The sequence below is a fragment of the Hwanghaeella sp. LZ110 genome (assembly GCF_048892525.1).
In the GTDB taxonomy this organism is placed as follows: domain Bacteria; phylum Pseudomonadota; class Alphaproteobacteria; order UBA8366; family Aestuariispiraceae; genus Pacificispira.
The window spans coordinates 70,584-90,083 of record NZ_JBLZHT010000004.1 but is presented as its reverse complement, the minus strand read 5'-3'; the positions used below and the strand labels follow the sequence as shown (position 1 = coordinate 90,083).

The 19,500-nt window shown below is 55.4% G+C and carries 17 protein-coding genes and 1 tRNA gene; 9 read left to right on the top strand and 9 right to left on the bottom strand.

Translation table 11 applies throughout. The features are described 5' to 3' along the window. The first annotated feature begins 701 nt into the window (after positions 1–701). Positions 702–2,270 carry a glutamine-hydrolyzing GMP synthase gene (gene guaA, locus ACOSDM_RS09075; protein ID WP_420724193.1) on the top strand — a complete coding sequence of 523 codons (1,569 nt, stop codon included), beginning with the start codon at positions 702–704 and terminating at the stop codon, positions 2,268–2,270. A gap of 797 nt (positions 2,271–3,067) precedes the next feature. On the opposite strand, the gene ACOSDM_RS09070 is transcribed toward guaA, so the two are convergent. After that, on the bottom strand, positions 3,068–4,276 hold the full coding sequence (locus tag ACOSDM_RS09070) for an MFS transporter (protein ID WP_420724192.1): 1,209 nt from the start codon (positions 4,274–4,276) through the stop codon (positions 3,068–3,070). A 251-nt stretch (positions 4,277–4,527) separates the two neighbouring features. Here ACOSDM_RS09070 and ACOSDM_RS09065 point away from each other — a divergent pair, with 251 nt between their 5' ends. Further along, on the top strand, positions 4,528–5,940 hold the full coding sequence (locus tag ACOSDM_RS09065) for a mechanosensitive ion channel family protein (protein ID WP_420724191.1): 1,413 nt from the start codon (positions 4,528–4,530) through the stop codon (positions 5,938–5,940). Here ACOSDM_RS09065 and ACOSDM_RS09060 read toward each other — a convergent pair. Then, positions 5,931–6,260, bottom strand: a complete 330-nt coding sequence (locus ACOSDM_RS09060) for an ArsR/SmtB family transcription factor (protein WP_420724190.1) — start codon at positions 6,258–6,260, stop codon at positions 5,931–5,933. The genes ACOSDM_RS09065 and ACOSDM_RS09060 overlap by 10 nt on opposite strands. 138 nt (positions 6,261–6,398) lie before the next feature. On the opposite strand from ACOSDM_RS09060, the gene ACOSDM_RS09055 reads away from it, so the two are divergent. From ACOSDM_RS09055 to ACOSDM_RS09045, 3 genes are all read left to right on the top strand, one after another. Further along, positions 6,399–6,890, top strand: a complete 492-nt coding sequence (locus ACOSDM_RS09055) for a GFA family protein (protein WP_420724189.1) — start codon at positions 6,399–6,401, stop codon at positions 6,888–6,890. A 91-nt stretch (positions 6,891–6,981) separates the two neighbouring features. Continuing rightward, positions 6,982–7,058 (top strand) — tRNA-Pro (locus ACOSDM_RS09050). A gap of 224 nt (positions 7,059–7,282) precedes the next feature. Further along, complete coding sequence (locus tag ACOSDM_RS09045) at positions 7,283–8,380, top strand: hypothetical protein (protein ID WP_420724188.1); 1,098 nt, start codon at positions 7,283–7,285, stop codon at positions 8,378–8,380. A gap of 27 nt (positions 8,381–8,407) precedes the next feature. Here ACOSDM_RS09045 and ACOSDM_RS09040 read toward each other — a convergent pair whose 3' ends face one another. After that, the gene (locus ACOSDM_RS09040) at positions 8,408–10,477 is read right to left on the bottom strand and encodes an NAD(P)-binding protein (RefSeq protein ID WP_420724187.1); all 2,070 of its coding nucleotides are present in this window, start codon (positions 10,475–10,477) and stop codon (positions 8,408–8,410) included. Positions 10,478–10,805: 328 nt separating this feature from the next. On the opposite strand from ACOSDM_RS09040, the gene ACOSDM_RS09035 reads away from it, so the two are divergent. The 4 genes from ACOSDM_RS09035 to argE are packed head-to-tail and all read left to right on the top strand — an operon-like array spanning position 10,806 to position 13,882. Beyond that, a complete protein-coding gene (locus tag ACOSDM_RS09035; protein WP_420724186.1) occupies positions 10,806–11,540 on the top strand; it encodes an energy-coupling factor ABC transporter ATP-binding protein in 735 nt (244 codons plus the stop codon). Then, the gene (locus tag ACOSDM_RS09030; RefSeq protein ID WP_420724185.1) at positions 11,528–12,124 is read left to right on the top strand and encodes an energy-coupling factor transporter transmembrane component T; all 597 of its coding nucleotides are present in this window, start codon (positions 11,528–11,530) and stop codon (positions 12,122–12,124) included. The genes ACOSDM_RS09035 and ACOSDM_RS09030 overlap by 13 nt, the downstream gene beginning before the upstream one ends. Continuing rightward, a complete protein-coding gene (locus ACOSDM_RS09025; RefSeq protein WP_420724184.1) occupies positions 12,099–12,668 on the top strand; it encodes a biotin transporter BioY in 570 nt (189 codons plus the stop codon). The genes ACOSDM_RS09030 and ACOSDM_RS09025 overlap by 26 nt, the downstream gene beginning before the upstream one ends. 56 nt (positions 12,669–12,724) lie before the next feature. Then, complete coding sequence (gene argE, locus ACOSDM_RS09020; protein ID WP_420724183.1) at positions 12,725–13,882, top strand: acetylornithine deacetylase; 1,158 nt, start codon at positions 12,725–12,727, stop codon at positions 13,880–13,882. Here argE and ACOSDM_RS09015 read toward each other — a convergent pair. The 6 genes from ACOSDM_RS09015 to ACOSDM_RS08990 all read right to left on the bottom strand — a co-directional run bounded on the left by ACOSDM_RS09015 (position 13,877) and on the right by ACOSDM_RS08990 (position 19,490). Further along, complete coding sequence (locus ACOSDM_RS09015) at positions 13,877–14,806, bottom strand: LysR substrate-binding domain-containing protein (protein ID WP_420724182.1); 930 nt, start codon at positions 14,804–14,806, stop codon at positions 13,877–13,879. The two genes, argE and ACOSDM_RS09015, sit on opposite strands and share 6 nt — an antisense overlap. A 42-nt stretch (positions 14,807–14,848) precedes the next feature. Next, positions 14,849–15,523, bottom strand: a complete 675-nt coding sequence (locus ACOSDM_RS09010) for a DUF1028 domain-containing protein (RefSeq protein ID WP_420724181.1) — start codon at positions 15,521–15,523, stop codon at positions 14,849–14,851. Positions 15,524–15,526: 3 nt separating this feature from the next. Then, complete coding sequence (locus ACOSDM_RS09005; RefSeq protein WP_420724180.1) at positions 15,527–15,943, bottom strand: RidA family protein; 417 nt, start codon at positions 15,941–15,943, stop codon at positions 15,527–15,529. Positions 15,944–15,971: 28 nt separating this feature from the next. Next, positions 15,972–17,144 carry a LysR substrate-binding domain-containing protein gene (locus ACOSDM_RS09000; RefSeq protein ID WP_420724179.1) on the bottom strand — a complete coding sequence of 391 codons (1,173 nt, stop codon included), beginning with the start codon at positions 17,142–17,144 and terminating at the stop codon, positions 15,972–15,974. Between the two features lie 8 nt (positions 17,145–17,152). Beyond that, positions 17,153–18,673, bottom strand: a complete 1,521-nt coding sequence (locus ACOSDM_RS08995) for a 4-hydroxyphenylacetate 3-hydroxylase family protein (protein WP_420724178.1) — start codon at positions 18,671–18,673, stop codon at positions 17,153–17,155. 151 nt (positions 18,674–18,824) lie between these two features. Then, positions 18,825–19,490: a GntR family transcriptional regulator gene (locus ACOSDM_RS08990; protein ID WP_420724177.1), complete on the bottom strand. Its 666-nt coding sequence runs from the start codon at positions 19,488–19,490 to the stop codon at positions 18,825–18,827. Between the last annotated feature and the right edge of the window lie 10 nt (positions 19,491–19,500).

The following is a 19,500-nucleotide window of genomic DNA, read 5'->3' as shown; positions in this document are numbered from 1 at the left end:
GAGACGGTAGGGACGATTGGTGTGGGTGGCCCCTGGATACCCGCCTGCGCAGGTGTGACGGGAAAAGAAAACGCAAAGAGCGCAGAGCAGGCGCGAAGGGCGCGGAGGGGGTGTTTTAGGCATACTTTCAGCACCATTCTGATCCTGAGGAGGCGCATTCGCGCCGTCTCGAAGGATGCGCTGTAAGGGGGCTGCTTACAGAAAGATCACCCTTCGAGACGCTGCGCTCCTCAGGGTGAGGGAGTATTTGTCTCGAAATATCGTCATCCCGGACGTGATCCGGGATCCAGGGCGGCAGGCATGATCGGTGCGGGTGGCCCTGGGCTCCCGCCTTCGTGGGAGAGACGTGCCTGTATTTGCCTTTGCACCCTCTGCGTTTCTCCGCGCCCTTTGCGTTCCCCCACTATCGTCATCCCGGACGTGATCCGGGATCCAGGGCGGTAGGCATGATCGGTGCAGGTGGCCCCTGGATACCCGCCTGCGCAGGTGTGACGGGGAGGGGGATGCTTGCAGCGAGACGTTGGGCTCCTCAGAGCGCGGGGAGTGTTCGGCCCTCGCATGCTCTGACGGTGGTTCCGTGGTGTGGTATTTATGCGCGAAAATCCCGGCTGCTGGCTTGTTCCTGCGGCTGAATCGCGCTATCTGATCGCTTCCGCGCCCCCTACCTGTTTTCAGGCAAAATCTGGGAAAGATCTGCCCCTATGACCGAAATTGTCGCCGCTGACCGTATTCTCATTCTCGATTTCGGCAGCCAAGTCACCCAGTTGATCGCCAGGCGCGTGCGCGAAGCGGGTGTTTATTCCGAAGTGCACCCATTCAACAGCATCACTGATGATGAAATCCGCGCCTTTGCGCCCAAGGGTATCATTCTCAGCGGTGGTCCGGCCAGTGTCACCCATTCCGATACCCCCCGTGCGCCTCAGATGGTCTTTGATCTGGGCCTGCCGATCCTGGGCATTTGTTATGGTCAGCAGGCCTTGTGCCATCAATTGGGCGGTGTCGTCAGCACGTCGGATCATCATGAATTCGGCCGTGCGGCCCTGGATGTGCTGGAGCCGTGCAGCCTGTATGATGGTCTGTGGGCACCCGGCGATACGCCAACGGTCTGGATGAGCCACGGGGATCGCGTCATCGACATTCCTGAAGGCTTCAAGGTTGTCGCGCGCAGCGAAGGGGCCCCCTTTGCCATTTTCGCCGATGAGGCGCGCAAATTCTATGGTGTCATGTTCCATCCAGAAGTGGTTCACACCGCCGATGGGCACAAGCTGCTGTCAAATTTCGTACATTCCGTTTGCGGCTGTACCGGCGACTGGACCATGGCCGCCTTTAAGGAACAGGCGATTGAAAGCGTGCGCCGTCAGGTCGGCGAAACCGGCAGGGTCATCTGTGGCCTGTCGGGCGGGGTGGACAGTTCTGTGGTTGCCGTCCTGATTCATGAGGCAATTGGCGAGCGCTTGACCTGCATTTATGTCGATCATGGACTGATGCGTCAGGGTGAATCCGATCAGGTCGTCACCCTGTTCCGGGATCACTATAACATTCCTCTGGTGCATCGGGATGCCTCTGACCTGTTCCTGGGCAAGCTGGCCGGGGTTGATGATCCGGAAAAGAAGCGCAAGATCATCGGGGGCCTGTTCATCGATGTCTTTGAAGAGGAAGCGACCAAGATCGGCGGGGCGGATTTCCTGGCTCAGGGCACGCTGTATCCCGATGTGATTGAAAGCGTTTCCTTCGCGGGTGGCCCGTCCGTGACCATCAAGTCGCACCACAATGTGGGGGGCCTGCCGGAGCGGATGAATATGAAGCTGGTGGAGCCGCTGCGCGAATTGTTTAAGGACGAAGTGCGCGCTTTGGGCCTGGAGCTTGGCCTGCCACAAAGCATGATCGGCCGCCATCCCTTTCCGGGGCCGGGCCTTGCCATCCGCATACCGGGCCCCGTGGATAAGGAAAAGGCGGATATCCTGCGCAAGGCCGATGCGATCTATCTGGAAGAAATCCGCAATGCGGGCCTGTATGACGAAATCTGGCAGGCCTTTGCTGTATTGTTGCCGGTCAAGACCGTCGGCGTGATGGGCGATGCGCGCACCTATGATCATGTCTGCGGCCTGAGGGCGGTGACGTCTACCGATGGTATGACCGCCGACAGCTACCCCTTCGAACACGCGTTCTTAAGCCGCGTTGCCACCCGCATTATCAACGAAGTCCGCGGCATCAACCGCGTGGTCTATGATGTAACGTCCAAGCCGCCCGGCACGATTGAGTGGGAGTAAGGTAAGGGCCGAACCCGAGAGTGCTGACCTGAATGTGCGCATGGTGACGCCGCAGCCCGGAAGCCAACGCCCGAAGCGATCCCTCAGCGCATCGGCCCTTACAGCCTATTTTGCACATATTGGGCATAATTGCAGCAATTTCGTGAGGAATTGAAATGGGTAGAGCCATTTGTATGATCAAAGGCTTGGTCGCTGAAGGCAGGAATCAGAAGAATAGACTGGGTCTTTATAGTCGATATCGAAAATCTTAATCAAGCTGTCAGTTAAGATGAAAAGAACACTTACATTTTTGTATTGCTCTTCATTGCGAGCCTTATGGGATGCCAGACAGTTGATCGCGGGTCTTTCGGAGACTTCGAAAGAAGTCTGAATACCAAACCATATGGCTATAAGGTTATTGAAGATTTTACGGGGGAGGCTCCGAGTAAAGTCATCGAATAATTTGAAGTGAGGCCAGGTGATTGCTCGGTGAATGGTGCATGGTCGGACTGCACACAGGATCGGGAAAGAACTGAACTATCAGGACCAAAAGACAATTATCGTGATATCGAATATTGGTATGGCTGATCGCTGTATATCCCTGAGGATTATCCGAATGTTTATCCAACCAAAACAACCTTAGGCCAACTCCATCAAGAATGCGGGCCCCCAGCATTTATGTTCCAGAATTATGGGCGTGGATACTGGGATGAAGTCCCTTCACAAACAGCCTGTTTTACTAATGTTAAACGGGGCAAAAGCAGAGAGAGGCTGATGCCGTAGCCCATATCGTGTAGTGTAATTGTGCGTGCGGCGTTTTACCGGGAGCGACGTGCAGACCAACGGACGAGTTGCAATGCCGTTGCTATGGCGCAGAAGCCGCCACCCAGCAGGCAGACCCCGGTCCACCCGAACGCCGTCCAGATTTGCAAGGCGAGGGCGGACCCTAGCGAGCCACCCAGAAACATGCTGCCGATGAAGATCGTATTGACGCGGGCACGGGCACTGGGCCGCAGGGCATAGATGATGTGCTGATTGGGGATCATCGCGCTTTGCAGGGCAAGGTCCAAAAGGATCACCCCCACGATCAGGCCGGGGATGGATATCCAGAATCCGAATATGACCCATGAAACCAGGGTTAGGCTGGCCCCGAAAAGCACGATCATATGCGGGCCACGCTTATCGGCCAGTTTGCCTGCAAAGGGGGCAGCCAATATACCGATTGCGCCAATAATTCCAAATAAGCCCGCTGCGTCGGGACCCAGATTGAAGGCCGGGCTTTCCAATTGGAAGACCAGGATGGTCCAGAACACGCTAAACGCCGCGAAGAGAGAGGATTGCGTCAGCGTTGCCACGCGCAGTTCAGGAAACTCCCGCCATAATCCCAATATCGATCCCAACAGGGCAGGGTAGCCCATTGTCGGTTCCGGGTGACTGCGCGGCAGTTTCCAGGCCATCACGGCACAAGCGGCGAGTGCCATTGGCACGGCCAGGGCGAACATTTCGCGCCACCCGGAATGGGTTGAGACAAACCCGGCCAGGGTACGACTGAAAAGGATGCCACATAACAGACCGGACATAACCAATCCCACCGTGGCGCCTCTTTTATTTGGGTCCGACAAATGCGCCGCCAAAGGAATAATCTGTTGCGCGACCGTCGCACCGACCCCGACCAGCAAGGACGTTAACAGAAGCACAGACGCATTGGGGGCCAGGGCCACACCGGCCAGGGCAAGGAACAGCAGACCAAACTGCAGGATGATCAACTTCTTGCGTTCGACTAGATCCCCCAGGGGGACAAGAAGGAATATGCCCAGCGCATATCCCAACTGTGTGACGGTCGGAACAAGCCCTGCCAACTGTCCGGGAAATTCCGCCTGCATGATGCCCAGCATCGGCTGATTATAGTAAATATTGGCCACAGCAATTCCCGTCGCGCCCGCCATGGCAAATGTCAGCCAGCGGCTCAAGACCGGCGGGTCTTCAGCAATAGTCGTGCTGGTTATGATTTCTGCTTTTGTCGGCATGGATACTCCGCGTCCCTATGTGATGCAGCGCAATATGGCGGTCATCGGTATTGGAGAATAGGGGGTGTTTTGACGCAATTTATGTGAAGTTCAGGAATGAATAAATTGCATGACACTATATTGAGTTCCCAAATGGAATAAAACAGCAGAGTATCGCCTTAAAATTAAGGTGATCCGCCCCAGCCTCGTGCCAGCCTAGTAATTTACCGGAATGCTCTCTACGATATTCAAAATCATGTAAGGGAGTTGGAATGGAGAAGTATCTGGACGCGGCGGAGATTGAACGGCTGATCGCGAGCGTGTGGCAGTGGATCGACATTAATCTTCTGGTGCCGTCCACCGTCGTCCAGGCGGGTATCATTGTCGTGGCCTTCGGCCTGTCAGCGCTTTTGACCCCGACCGTAAAACGCCTGCTGGAAAATCAGATCGGCAAATTGAGGTTTGCCCGCGTTTTCGATGTGGCAATCCGGACCGTGTTGCCACTGATACTGCCGCTCATATGGCTGATTTTACAATGGTTTTCAGTTTTTGCAGCGCAAGAGGCTGGACTGTCCAATCACCTGATTGAAAGCGCGGTCAGCCTGTTAACGGCCTGGGTGGTGATCCGATTGGTTTCCGGCGCGGTGCGGGACCCCGGCTGGGCCAAAATGCTGGCAATCATCGCCTGGAGCATTGCCGCCTTGAATCTGCTGGGGCTCCTGACACCCACAATGGTGGCGCTGGACAGGATGGGGGTCAATCTTGGGGATGTCCGGATTTCTGTCCTCAGCGCGTGTAAGGCCGGTGTGGTGCTGGTCGTGCTGCTATGGCTGGGCAGCCTGGTATCCCAGATGGTCGATAGCCGGTTTCATAATTCCAAGAGCTTATCGCCGTCCGCGCGGGTGCTGCTCAGCAAGACCTTCCGCATTCTCCTGATCGCCATTGCTATTTTCGCCGCCCTGGACAGTATCGGCATAGACCTAACCGCGTTGGCGGTCTTTTCCGGCGCGATTGGCCTGGGGATCGGCTTTGGTCTGCAGAAGGTTATCTCCAACCTGATCAGCGGCTTGATCCTGCTGATGGATAAATCTGTAAAGCCCGGCGATGTAATAGCCATTGGCGATACGTTCGGGTGGATTAATTCCTTGCGCGCCCGATATGTTTCCGTGATCACCCGGGATGGAACAGAACATCTGATTCCCAATGAAGAGCTGATCTCTCAACGGGTTGAAAACTGGTCCTATTCCAACACATTGGTGCGCCTGAAGATTCCAATTGGCATATCCTATGACTCAGATGTGAAGCTGGCGATGGATCTGGCCGTTCAGGCGGCGCGTTCCATCGCGCGTGTCCGGACCGATCCGGCGCCGGTTTGTCGTTTCATGAATTTCGGGAACGATGCCCTGGAACTGGAAATGCGGATCTGGATTGATGATCCCCAGGCGGGCGTGGTGAATGTCCGCAGCGAAATTCTGTTGATTATTTGGCAGATGTACCGCGACAACGGGATAGAGTTCCCATTCGGGCAGCGTGATCTTCACATCCGGTCCAGCGTGCCAATTCCGGTCTATATGCACACAGAACCCCTGTCCCCCAAGCCAGATGCTTCGAAGATGGGTCATTCAGACGCAACGGAACCTCCGCCATCGTCAGGCACTACAGCGCCGTCGGACGATCAACGATGATAGATCGTGCTCAACGTCAAAATCACCTGCCTGACCCTGGAATCAGTCAGGGCATAGATCATTGATTTCCCGTCCCGGGTGCAAGACACGATACCGTCTTCCCGCAACCGCGCCAGCTGTTGGGACATGCTGGGCTGACGAATTCCGACCGCCCGTTCCAGATCCCCAACAGTGTGTTCCTGCTCTGCCAGAAGACACAGAATCATAAATCTATGCACATTTGATATGGCACGAAGCGCCGCAGCCGCCGAATCGATATCGACGGCAGAACTCTCTCTTATCGGAGTCGTTTGACCCGCTTTCAAGCATGCTGTTGTCATGGTCCCCACCATGGTAAATGTCACCAAAATACGCTACTTCTAGATCGCAGGGTCTATGTAGGGGGAACCGCAAACGGAATTCAAGCATATTTCGACATAGTGAAACAAAAACTGCACATTTACATGAAGGGGCGTCTGATGAAGGAACAGGCACAGTGGCGACAAGAGGGCGGATGCAGTTGTGGACAGATACGCTATGCGATAACCGCCCCGCCAATGTTCGTGCATTGCTGTCATTGCCATTGGTGCCAGCGCGAAACAGGGTCCGCCTTTGCCTTGAACGCGATGATCGAAAGCAGTCATGTCGAGGTGATCACAGGCACCCCGGAAGTCATCATGACCCCCAGTGAGAGCGGAAAGGGTCAGATTATCCATCGCTGTCCAACCTGTCGTATGGCGGTTTGGAGCCATTATGCCGGGGCGGGGGAAGTTGTCGCCTTCGTGCGGGTTGGGACACTGGACAATCCGGAAAGCGCGCCGCCAGATATTCACATCTATACCGACTCTAAACAGCCCTGGGTGATCATTCCGCCGGGGGCGTCACAACATCCCGGATACTATAAACCCCGCGAAGAATGGCCGGAATCCAGCCAAAAGCGCTTTATGGCCCTAAAAAATCGCGAGAAGTGACATTACAGGTCAACGGAAGTGTTGATTTTCCCCCCGCGACGCAATACTCATTGCGCCACCTGAGCAATCGGGCGCGGGAGACCGCACATGTCGGGGCGTAGCGCAGCCTGGTAGCGCATCTGCTTTGGGAGCAGAGGGCCGTTGGTTCGAATCCAGCCGCCCCGACCATTTTTTCTGAAAATAAATATGCATTTCGCTTTCTCTGCCGACGAGGGAGTGCATTTATTTGTTACCTGAGGAATGACCTCAGCGATGACGAAAAGATATTGCATCCCTGCAATACTGGTGAACTGGCGCATCACAGTAATTTTGGATTGGGCTGAGGTTTCCAGACTCTTTCCAATTGCCACCTTAGCGAAATTATAATACGCCTTTTGCATAGGATGGGGGCAATGGCGACATTATTTTTACCTAGCACATTTGAAGAACGGGGCGTGACGGTTCCTTTTACCACGGACGTGGCCCGCAACGCGCGTTTACGGGGCGAAGTTGCGGAGGAAAGGGAGTTTCTTCTGCCGGCGCTGAGTGGTGGTAAGGGCACCTATGTCGTTCCATTTAAGGCTCTTTCCGGGACGATTGATCTGAATTTGTATGATCAGGCCTTGTTGGAGCATTTGACCGATGCTCAAACCTTTACGCCCTTTGATTTGCGGCGGATCGTGATGGAAGTGAATGCCAAGGGCTATGGCGGCGTCCCAAAGGCGAAGGCGGCAAAGAAGGCGCTGAAAGATGAACGTACGGTCGTATCCTACAACCAGTGTTTGCTGATCCTGCGGGCACTGAGGGTCTTGAGTACTGATCCGATTGAACTGGATGTGAATGATCTGATGACGGAGGGCGGCCAATCTCAGGCCAAAGAGCAGTTCAAACGTTACAGTGAGAAATGGAATACGACATCAGAAGAGCTGATGCGGAAATTCCAGCTATGGGCCAATATCATCTGGGCAATCGGTGCCAGAGAAACAGAATATCCGGGTTATCTGACCCAGACCTATAGCAATATTCAATTGATGATCGATGAAATCAAAGAGCATCTGACGAAAGAGCCGCCAGAAGTTCAATTCGTTGGAAGAGGCGTGATTGAGGCTGCGGCATTGACCAGTGACATTGCATTGCGGGAAATGGACGCTTGCTGGGGATATGAAATTGATTTGGCTGCGACCCTGAGCCAATCCGATAAGGCGATGCGGGATATGTCTGACCGTGTCCAAAAGATCTCCTGGATTCTGGATGGCTGGACACGTTTATGTCAGGTCTGGAAAGAATCTGAAGAAAGTTTCCGGGGCGAACGTCGTAAGATGTTGGAACAGATTTATGAGGATCTGCCAATTCTTCCGAAGGCTGTTCTGGCGGGTAAGCAGGCGGATATCCTGTCGGGAATTCGCGAAACCCAGAAAAGCTGGGTGAAGGCGAATATGGACTGGCGCACTGAAGAGCTGGATCAGGAAATGATACAGAGACTGAGCGCCTTTGAGATTGTGGAGATTTAGGCCTGAACAGAGGCTGCCAGGACAAATCTACTCCGCCAGGGCCGTAATCTCCCGCCGGAAAGATAGCGCGTCGCCACGGTCTGGCTCATCCAATTCACGGGCATACCGGTGACCGGCATAGGTCGCCCAGGCAATTGGCCCCGGCGCATTGGCGTCCCCGATCAGCTTCACGGATTTTAACCCGGCATCCAGCCAATCGTCCTGTCGGGCCTTTAAGGCCTGATACAGTCCATCGTTTCCGATGCGCGATGCCACCATGACAACGGCATCACAGGGTATCGGGCGGGTCACATCCGTATAGGTGCAATTGGTCAGGACATGATCTGCCCCAATCGCTACTACGCCCCGGTTCAGCTGGATATCAACCCCCATCATGGCCAGTTTTCGATGAATGCTGGCCTGTTCCAGGGTATTGTTGGTCCAGTCCGACACATAGGCGGAAGGCGTGACCAGCACAACCGTGGCACCGTTCTGAACCAGCAACTCAGCCAGTACGCCCCCCATGTAATAATGATCATCATCATACAGGAAGACAGTGCCGGTCGGAATGCTACCCGCCATAAGGTCGTCTGGCGTATACAGGGGCAAGGCGGGATCGATGGGCAGGGGCGATACATGCTGACGCGCAACCCCATCGCGCCGCCAGCTTGCCCCCGTGGCAATGGCGATATTTTCAAAGCCGAATTGCAGGATATCGTTCGCCGTCAGGGAGGAGTTCAGATAGGTCTCGACATTGCCCTTCTGGGATAATTGATAGGCGCGATAGTCGACCACGCGCCCCCAGGCAGACAGGCCAGGCAACAGGCGCTCCCTCGCCACACGCCCCCCAATTTCGGATTGTGCCTCTGCCAGGGCGACATCGTAGCCCCGCTCGGCGCAGGCGCGGGCTGCTTCCAGTCCTGCCGGGCCTGCACCGATAATCAGAACGGACGAACTGTCGCCTTTTGCATTCATTCTTTCGGGATGCCAGCCCTTGCGCCATTCCTCCATAAAGGTGGGGTTCTGGGTACAGCGGCTGATGGACATGGTCATATCGCCGGTGATGCAGATATTGCACCCGATGCATTCGCGAATATCCTCGATACGGCCCTCTTCGATTTTCTTTGGCAGAAAGGGGTCCGCAATGGAGGGGCGCGCGCATCCAATGAAATCCAGGATGCCGGATTTGATTTGCCGCACCATGACATCAGGGCTGGTGAAACGCCCCACGCCAACGACGGGACGGCTGGTCAGCGCCTTGATTCCCTGCACCAGATCCTGTTGCGCCGCTTCTTCCTTGAAGCGGGAGGGGCCGGAGCAATCCTCCCACGTGCCATGGGCCAGGTCCCATAAATCGGGCAGATCTGAGTGCATTTCGATGAAATCGCGGACTTCCGCATTGCCAAACCCCAGATCGCCGGTGATTTCATCCAGGGAAACACGTAAGGTCAGGCCCATCGAATCGCCGACCGCATCTCTTAGGTCAGCAATCACTTCGCGCACGAAGCGTGAGCGATTTTCCAGGCTGCCGCCATATTCGTCGGTACGATGGTTGGTGGCGCGGGACAGGAAATGCTGAAAAATGCCAAACCCATGGGCGCCATACAGGCAGATCAGATCAAACCCTGCCGTGCGGGAGCGTTTCGCGGCGGTAACAAACCAGCGACGCAGATCCCTGATGTCCTGACGGTCCAGCGCCCGTGCCTGCACCGGGTCATTGGTAAAGGTCCGAATTGGCAGGGCAGACGGGGCCATGGGGACTTCTTTAGTATAGAAATTTGGACCATTGATCCCGGAATAGGCCAGTTGAATGCCTGCCAAGGCGCCGTGTTCCTTCATCCTGTCGGCCATTTTGGCGATCATCGGAATGTCCTGATCTTCCCACAGGCGCAATTCGATAAAGGGGGTGATTTCAGATGTCGGGTGCATCTCGCATTGTTCGGTGAAGATTACCCCCCAGCCGCCCTGGGCCTTGATGCCACGCATTTCTGCCGCCGCCGATGGGTCGCGATAGCCACCACCATTGCAGTGCGGCACCTGATAGAATCGGTTCTTGGCTGTAACCGGACCGATTGCCAGTGGTTCAAATAAAATGTCGTATCTTGGATCCCGTGCCACGTCTGAATTCCCTATTTTGCTGCCTTGCGGAGGTTGGGCAATTCCATTCCTCTGCAAAAGCATCGTGTTCGGAAGCGCAGCTTAGGTAAAGACTAACCATCGCGCTGGTAAGCAAGACTTGATGTAGTGCGAATATCTGAGGTCAGGTTTCACTAAATTTCACGCTGAATTTGACAGCAGCGTACATTGTGAGCCGATAACGTGGCTTCATGGCACAAGAGAGGCCGGAAGACGCCCTCGGCCAAAATAATACTTTGCCTCGCGTCTGGGACTCAGCGAGACAATATGCGATAGATGGCGCCTTCACTGCCCATAATGGATACAGCTCGTGACTTCAGATATCAGCGTTGAAACCGGTATTCACCTGAAACAGGCCCGGGTTGATCGCGGTGGGCAGACGGTTCTGCATGATCTTGATCTGTCGATAACACAGCACCGAGTTGCGATTGTTGGACGAAATGGATCGGGAAAGTCGACATTGGCGCGTCTTATAAAGGGAATACTGCGCCCCTCATCCGGGACTGTGCGGCTCTATGGTCGCGACCCCGCAAAACGCGACTTTGACTCCTTATCTGTTGCCGGCTTTCTGTTTCAGAACTCGGATCATCAGATCCTGTGTCCCAATGTTTTTGAGGAAATTGCCTTTGGTCTGAGCGAAAATGGCACCTCTTCGAAGCGGATTGATTCCACGGTTATGGCGTTGCTTCAGCACTATGGGATCGCCGATTGGCGCGATCGCGCCGTCGCGACCCTGTCAGAAGGTCAGCGCCGTCTGGTGTGCCTGTTGGCGGTGTTGATCATGCAGCCGAAAGTGATCCTGCTGGATGAACCCTTCAATGGATTGGACATTCCAACCCGAAGCCGCCTGAAGCGTTTCATTGCGGATCTGCCCCATCAGGTCCTTATGATCACCCATGACATCGATAGCCTGAACGATTTCGACAGAGTGTTGTGGATCGAGAAAGGGAGGATTCATGCCGATGGTCGACCGGAATCCATCTTGCCCGCCTTCGCCGTCGCGATGCAGGCAGCCGTAGAAAGAGAGTCATCGTGGGAAATGTAAATATTGAGGCGCAATGGCTGCGCCGTTTGCCCGCAGGTTTGAAGCTCTTATTGCTGGCTCTTATCAATGTATTCGTCTTTCTGATAGACAGGCCTGTCTTTCTGATCGCAGTCTTCGCCTGCGTCGTGATCCTGACCATACTTGCCCGCGCCCACGGCCTATATTCCGCGTTGCGCGCGCCTGGACAAATGCTGCTCCTCGCCTTTGCGGCCCATGGACTGTTGGGGGATTGGGTGCTGGGTCTTACTGTCTGCCTGCGAATCGCCACGCTGGTTCTGCTCGCCACAGTGATTTCAGCCTCGATTCCGCTGGCTAGCATGCTTGCCGTGCTGGACCGCATTCTGGCGCCGCTCCGGTGGATCGGACTGCCGACCCGCCCGGTTGGCGTGGTCATTGCTATGACTTTGCGTTTCGCACCAATGCTGACAGAACGTTGGCAATTCCTTGCGGAAAGCTGGCGCGCCCGCTCACCCCGCCGCCCACTTTGGCGACTCGTATCACCCTTTGTTATATCAGTGATAGATGATGCGGATCGCACCGCTGAAGCACTGGTCGCCCGTGGCGGCTTTGATCGGAGAAAATAGAATGGAAAATACAGTAACCCGCGTTGCGCTTTTCGCGGCATTCATCGCCGCCCTCGGATTGATTCCCCAGATTACTTTGCCCATTGCCAGTGGCGTTCCAATAACCGCCCAAACACTGGGCGTCATGCTGGCAGGGCTGATTCTTGGCCCCTGGCGCGGGGCGCTTTCAATCATCGTCTTTATCGGAGTCGTTGCACTCGGCGCTCCCCTGCTCGCGGGTGGACGCGGTGGGCTGGGTGTGTTTGTAGGCCCCACTGTCGGTTTTTTTGTTGGATGGCCCATTGCCGTTATCGCGATTGGACTGGTGTTCAGGGCGACAACTCGGCTCGGCGTTATGACCGCAGGTGTGATTGCGAGCCTTTTGGGCGGTATCGTCTTGCTTTATGTTTTTGGAATTGTCGGGCTGATGATCATTGCTGAGCTGTCTCTGCTGAAGGCTGTTCTCGCCGTTGCCATCTTTATCCCTGGGGATATCCTCAAGGCTATCCTAGCTGCCTATATAAACCGTGAGGTCCGACGCGCCAGACCGAGCCTATCAGAATAAAATGATGCATCGGCACCTGATAAGATAGGTGTAGTTCACATTCTAAGAGATATTATATGAAAACCCTCGACATTTTAGATCGTCTTCTAGCTTTTCCCACCGTCAGTTTGGAGCCCAATCTGGATCTCATCCTGTTCGTGGAGGATGTGTTGCGCCAAGCGGGTGCGACGGTCCAAGTATTGAGGGATGAGAGCGGTACAAAGGCCAACCTTTACGCCACTATTGGGCAAGTGGATCAGGCGGGTGGCGTGCTGTTATCTGGGCATACGGATGTTGTGCCGGTAAAGGGGCAGGCCTGGACCAAGCCCCCGTTTCAGATGACCCAGGAAGACGGCAAGGTTTATGGGCGCGGCACGGCGGATATGAAGGGGTTCGTCGCCTGCGCCATCGCGGCGATGGTGCGCGCGTCCCAATACGATCTAAAAACGCCGCTGCACATGGCCCTGTCTTATGATGAGGAGATCGGCTGCATCGGTGTGCGGTCCCTGTTGGATGTATTGGCCGATGCGCCGTTCAAGCCCGGTTTTTGTATCGTGGGGGAGCCGACCTCTCTGGCGGTGGCGACGGGGCATAAGGGAAAGACCGTCATCCGGGCGACCTGCACAGGGCGAGAGGGGCATTCCGCCCTGGCCCCCCAGGCACTGAATGCCATTCATCTGGCAACGGATCTGATCGCGGTGCTGCGCCAGGAGCAGGCGGCACTGGCAGCAAGCGATGCCCAGGATGCCGATTATGATGTTCCCTATAGCACGGTTCATGTTGGCCTGATCCAGGGGGGCGTTGCGTTGAACATTGTCCCCAATCACTGTCAGTTGGATTTTGAAATCCGAAATATTGCACAGGATGATCCGGCGGAGATTTTAAACCGCATTCGCGCGGCGGCTGACAACATTGTAGCCCGGCATTCAGACGACTATCCGGAAGTTTCAATTAACTTTGAAATAACAAATAGTTACCCTGGCTTGTTAACACCCGAATCTTCCGACGTCGTTGCCTTTGTGAAGTCCTTGACCGGGGCCAATGCCACGATGAAAGTGGCCTTCGGAACGGAGGCGGGGCTGTTTACACAACGCCTATCCCTGCCCACCGTAGTGTGCGGGCCTGGCTCTATGGCACAGGGACATAAGCCAGACGAATTTGTTACCCTGGTGCAATTACAGCAATGCGATCAGATGCTGGATGCCCTGATCGCGCGTTTGCGGGATGGCCTATAGCGGGGCCATGCCGGGCAGGGTGCCCTTTTCCGCAAGCTTTTGCACATGTTCTGTAAAGGCGGAGATAACGCGCGGGACATGCTCGCTGCGCTTTGTCGCCAGTCCCAAAACCATCGGGCGATGATTGCCAGATAGCTTCAGGAAGGTCAGTTCCTCCCCATCCGGTGCAATTCTGGTCTTTGTGCGGAAATTGATCAGGCAATAGCCAAATCCGTTTGCCACCAGACTGCGCGCGACGGAAAGATCCGATGTGCGTTGCGCGATGTTGGGGCGAATTCCTGCCGCATGAAACACGGACAGAAAATATTCGCGGCTCAATGGCAGGTCCAACAGGATCATTGGGTCATCGCGCATATCGTCCAATATGATGCTGTCCTGATGCGCCAGGGGATGGTCTATATCGACCATGACATAGGGGGGAAGGGCGATCAGGTGCTGAAATTCTATATCGCTGGGTATCTCCAGATCATAGGTAATGGCGATGTCGATTTCCGCACGGCCCAGCATATGCAGCAATTCCGCCTGATGGGCTTCACGCAGTGTCACTTCCGCATCGGGGTAGTCTGCCTCGAAGGAGCGGCGGATCGCAGCGGAGATAAAGGGTGCGACGGTGTTCAGGCAGCCAATGGAGATCGGCCCACGCGGTACTGTGCGGATATCGCCGGCCAGATCGGTTAGGGAGGCCGCGTGATGCAGGATTTGCTTCGCCTCGTTAAACAGGCGCTGTCCGCCTGGCGTCAGGGACAGGCCCTGGGCATGTTGGCGCACGAATAGCTGCATCCCCAATTCCGCCTCTAGATGAGAGATGGCTGACGAGATAGAGGGGGAGGACACATTGATCCGCTGAGAGGCGAGCGCAATGCTGCCTGCCTCCCCAACGGCAACGAGATATTCAAGCTGTCTGAATGTGAATCGCAGCGGCATAGATGCCACTAAACCTTAACGCTGACGAAAATCAAGACACTATTAAAGATCGCCCGGTACGCCGTAAGACGGGGCCTCCGTCGGATCTAGGGCGCGCTGTATATAGGCTGCCAATTGCGGCTTATAGACGTCCCAGGCGGTTGCGATGGCCTCAATCGGGCAGTCTTCGGTCCAATCGCAGCGCAAATCCGCAACGGGCCAGGCGACCGTATCGCATAATTGCAGGCCTGCGGAATGGACGGGACCGGCTTCACCGCCTGCCGCCAACCCGGCCCGCATGGCAGCGATCAGGCGATCACCCAGATGCCCCTTGGATGCCATGAACCCGTCCACAATGGCTTGTGGAATCGTGTCATTGGCCAGCAAGTTGCCACCGGAGGCGACATCAATTCCCTCGGCCTGTGTCCAGATGCCAAGCGCCCGAGTGCCGGAATGGATTGCCGTTTTGCCCGCCGTATCAATCGCCAAAACTTGACGATAGTCCATAAAGTTCCGCTCCGCCTGCAGCTTTGCGATGGCTTCTGGCGCGCTGAGGCCCCCTTGCATCAGGTCTAGCGCACCCGGCCCCAGTGTCGGATCGGTGATATTCTGACTGGCAACCGCGCCAACGCCCGCGCGGGTATAGGAACACCGCGCTGCAACAGCAGGAGAGGAAGACGAAATGGCGATACCGAACATGCCGGTCTCTTTGCAACGGGCAACAAGGGAAAAGGTCATCGGTTACTCCGGTATGACAGCGGTGCCGTCGATTTCAACCAACCATTCCGGGCGCGCCAGGGCTTGTACCACCAGGCCTGTGGAAACGGGATGAACCCCTTTGATATATTCGCCCATGGTGCGATAGATCGCCTCCCGATAGCGGACATCGGTGATATAGACGACGATTTTCACCAGATGCTCCATCGTGCCACCGGCTTCTTCGATCAATTGCTTGATATTCTGCATGACCTTGTGGGTCTGTTCCACCGGATCATGGCTGTCGATATTTTTGGCATCATCCAGGTTTTGCGGGCACTGACCGCGCAGATAGACGGTCTTGCCGCCCTGTGTCACCACGGCCTGGCACAGATCATTGTCCAGATTTTGCTCCGGATAGGTATCGGCGGTGTTGAATTTTCGAATGCGGGTATGGGCCATAGTGTTTCCGTTCACAGATTGGGTTGGGTCAGGTTTCAGGACTAAACATATCACGACACAGGCTGGCGAAAGCCTGGGCTGGTTTCGGAAGACGCTTTCCCTTGCGGGTCGCCAGGACAACGCGGCTGGGATCAACCGTATCGGTCAAGGGGCGCGTGATAAGGGGACAGCCATCGTAACTGATATCACTGGCGGGCTTGGTTGCTAGAATGGAAAATCCAAGACCACGGCCCACCATGCCGCGCACCATCTCAAACGATGCGGATCGATAGCGGATATTGGGCGACATGCCATTCTTGGTAAACAACGATTGGAAGTAATCCGCACTGGGCGGGGCATCCAACAGGATCATGGGTTCCGCTACCAGATCGGCCAGTGACAGGCTCTGTTGCGCCGCCAGGGGATGATTTTCCGCCAACAGGACATAGGGATACAGTTCGTTCAGCAGTTCCGTCTCAATATCCCGCCCCAGATCGAAATCATACATCAAGGCGATATCCGTCTCACCGGATTTCAGACTCTCCAGAATGCGGCGGTGATCGCCTTCCACCAATGTCAGTTCAACATCCAGTTGCGGTGTGATTGTGCTCAAGACTTCCGGCAGAACAAAGGGACCGAATGTGTGGAAACAACCGATGCGCAGGCTTCCCTCGGCATTGATCAATCCGGCCTCTATTGAGGCGACGGGATCAATCCGCGATGTCCGTCCATAGGTGCGATTGGCATAGATCAGGGGCGATCCACGCCCGGCGGAGAATATATCCTCCACCTCTCCGATAAATACATGATGGGTGCCGACACGTTCCGAACTCAATACCCGACAGTCGAAGGCGACCAGCGGATCCTTCACCCTGGGGGCGCCGGTCACTTGCTTGGTCCATTCGGTACAGGCGAATTTGTCTGCAACATCATCGCGAAAGCGTCCCGCAAATGTGTCGGAGATATAGGATTGATCATCGCGCAGCACATTGACGCAAAACACGCCATTATCAATGATCGCCTGCGCAGCGGGGCTTTTGTGATGGACACAGACCAGCAGGGTCGGGCGGGGCGTATCTGCAGAGACCGATGCCATGGCTGAGACCGTGACCCCCGCATGACCGGCTGGTCCATTGGTGGTGACGATATTGACCGTGCAGGCCGCATGGCTCATCCCGCCCAGAAAGCGGTCCCGCAGGTCCAGATCGATGATGCCGTCCATGACTTCCCCTATTCCGCGGCGTCTTTTAGCTGCTCGCCATAATATTGGTGAACTGCACAGTCGCTGTTGCGGGGCTTGAAGCCTTTCACCACGGTGTCAGAAAGATTGGCCCCCGCCTTTACAAAGCTCAGCGGCCCATCCCAATCAAAATTGCGATAGACGGCCCCATATTGGGCGAAAGGCGGAGATTGCGCAAAAAGCTGGAAGGTCAGTCGGTGACCGGCATAGTCCGAATTCAGCAGGTCGCGGGCATAGGCCAATAGCTTGCGCCGATCCTCCGCCATCCAGCTGTCATTGATGGTATAGTATTTATCCATCCAGGGCTTGGTTTCCGGCGATTCAAAGGTTGCGACATTGGGGGTGACGCAAATTTGTCCCCCGCATAATTCCCGCGAGATATGCATCATGGCCGGCAGGTTATCCAGGGCATGACAACGCCCGGTCATCAGCAGGGATTGATTGGGCATCAAAAGCCCCGCAGGGGATCGTTCGCCCAGGGCAATGGCAGCGGTCAGATGCGCATTGATGCCTTCACGCCAGATCGCCAGTTGGGACAGTTTTTCCTGAACCGCCTGTTGCTTTTCCAGGCCGGTCTGCCGCGCATTGAACAGGGCGGTTCCGATCATCTGGTCGGCCTGTTTCAGGGTGCGCTGTACAAAGGCGAAGGCGGAATAGCGATGCAGCGTCGCCCGGATAAAAGTTGCCGCCTTGGTATGGCGATAGAACAGCACATTTTCCCAGGGGATCAGAACATTATCGAAGATAACGATGGTGTCGACTTCATCAAAGCGATTGGTCAGGGGATAGTCCCGCTCATCCCCGCGCGTGCCGGCAAATCCACCGCGGCAGATAAATTTCAACCCAGGCGAATTCAGGTCACAGATGAAGCCGACAGCATAGTCGGACATTTCTGCATTGCCCCAATTGGCAATCGTGGGCTTGGTGAAGGCCTGATTGGCATAGGCTGCTGCCGTTTCATATTTCGCGCCCCGCACGACAATGCCAGCATCGGTTTCCTTGACCACATGCAACAGCATGTCCGGATCCTGATCCTGTGGGGCCAGAGACCGGTCGCCCTTGGGATCGGTATTGGCCGATACATGGAAGGGGTCTTCGTGCAGTACTTTCTTGATATGGCTCTGGATATTCTTTGAAAACTGAGGGTCGACTTCGTTCAGAAGGTCCTGACCATCATACAGTGACCACATTTCGCCGACGGTTTCGTCTCCCACACGGGTCACGACACCGCCAATCGTTTCCAGCACGGTGTCGGTCGCGCGGCGCTTGGCCCACCAGTCTTCCTGAGTATAGGGCAGGGCGTTGCCAACCGCGTTGACTTCGCCGTCCTGCTCAACCGTCATAACATCGGCGGTTTCGCTGTCATGGGCCATGTCGTATATGCGAGCGCGGATATCGACCAGGGGTTTGAACATGGGATGGCGGGTGACATCTTTTACCCGTTCGCCATTCATATAAACTTCGCGGTTATCCCGAATGGAATCGCGGTATTGGTCGCCTGTTCTGATCATTGGTCTGCTCCACATCCAAAAAATTGCATCCCGTACGGGATTCTGTGCTGCAGTCAGTGTGGCGGAAGATTGGGGCTAAGATAAAGCACGGCTTTCCACATCCTTGATTAGGATAAGGCTAATCCATTTTGATCGACTTAGCTTAAATGCGTCACCCGGCCTGGGCGGTATTCTGGGTATAGCTGGCCATCAGGTCGTTGAACCGTTGCCCCTGAATCTTGACGTGACCCCGCAAGGCTTTTGCGGCTAAGGATTCGTCACCGGCTTGGATCGCCGCCAGTATTTCACGATGTTCCTGCATGGATTGTTTCATGCGGCCCCGGACGCGCAATTGCATCAGCCGGAATGGCTTCAGGCGCTTTTGCAGCCTTGTCGCCTCTGCCGCCAGGAAGCCATTGCCACTGGCCTGGTAAATCAGGAAATGAAATCTTTCATTCTCCAGATAATAATCATCCAGCGTGCCGTGTTGCAGCGCATTTTCACAGGCGGCGGCTGCTTCCTGCATTTTGATTAATTGTGCGGTTTGGATCCGGCGGGCCGCAAGGCGCGCGCACAAGGCTTCCAGTTCTGCCATAACTTCAAACATTTCAATCATTTCTGGAAAATCCGGGTGTCGAACGAATGTGCCCCGGTTTGGGATATGTTCGACCAGACCCGTGGCGGTCAGCATCTGTAACGCCTCGCGTACCGGGGTGCGTGATACATCAAATTGCGCTGCCAGACGCACCTCGTCCAGTCGGTCGCCATTTCCCAGGGCGCCGGTGATGATCAATTGTTCCAGGTTTTCCCGGACCATATCAGCGGTTCGTATTGTCATGGTCTTAAGG

Bases quoted from the DNA above. Each gene is read 5' to 3' on its own strand.
- ACOSDM_RS09055 (WP_420724189.1), top strand. From the start codon at position 6,399: ATGAAGGAACAGGCACAGTGGCGACAAGAGGGCGGATGCAGTTGTGGA.
- ACOSDM_RS08995 (WP_420724178.1), bottom strand. From the start codon at position 18,673: ATGATCAGAACAGGCGACCAATACCGCGATTCCATTCGGGATAACCGC.
- argE (WP_420724183.1), top strand. From the start codon at position 12,725: ATGAAAACCCTCGACATTTTAGATCGTCTTCTAGCTTTTCCCACCGTC.
- ACOSDM_RS09070 (WP_420724192.1), bottom strand. From the start codon at position 4,276: ATGCCGACAAAAGCAGAAATCATAACCAGCACGACTATTGCTGAAGAC.
- ACOSDM_RS09045 (WP_420724188.1), top strand. From the start codon at position 7,283: ATGGCGACATTATTTTTACCTAGCACATTTGAAGAACGGGGCGTGACG.
- ACOSDM_RS09015 (WP_420724182.1), bottom strand. From the start codon at position 14,806: ATGCCGCTGCGATTCACATTCAGACAGCTTGAATATCTCGTTGCCGTT.
- ACOSDM_RS09010 (WP_420724181.1), bottom strand. From the start codon at position 15,523: ATGACCTTTTCCCTTGTTGCCCGTTGCAAAGAGACCGGCATGTTCGGT.
- guaA (WP_420724193.1), top strand. From the start codon at position 702: ATGACCGAAATTGTCGCCGCTGACCGTATTCTCATTCTCGATTTCGGC.
- ACOSDM_RS08990 (WP_420724177.1), bottom strand. From the start codon at position 19,490: ATGACAATACGAACCGCTGATATGGTCCGGGAAAACCTGGAACAATTG.
- ACOSDM_RS09065 (WP_420724191.1), top strand. From the start codon at position 4,528: ATGGAGAAGTATCTGGACGCGGCGGAGATTGAACGGCTGATCGCGAGC.
- ACOSDM_RS09000 (WP_420724179.1), bottom strand. From the start codon at position 17,144: ATGGACGGCATCATCGATCTGGACCTGCGGGACCGCTTTCTGGGCGGG.
- ACOSDM_RS09005 (WP_420724180.1), bottom strand. From the start codon at position 15,943: ATGGCCCATACCCGCATTCGAAAATTCAACACCGCCGATACCTATCCG.
- ACOSDM_RS09060 (WP_420724190.1), bottom strand. From the start codon at position 6,260: ATGACAACAGCATGCTTGAAAGCGGGTCAAACGACTCCGATAAGAGAG.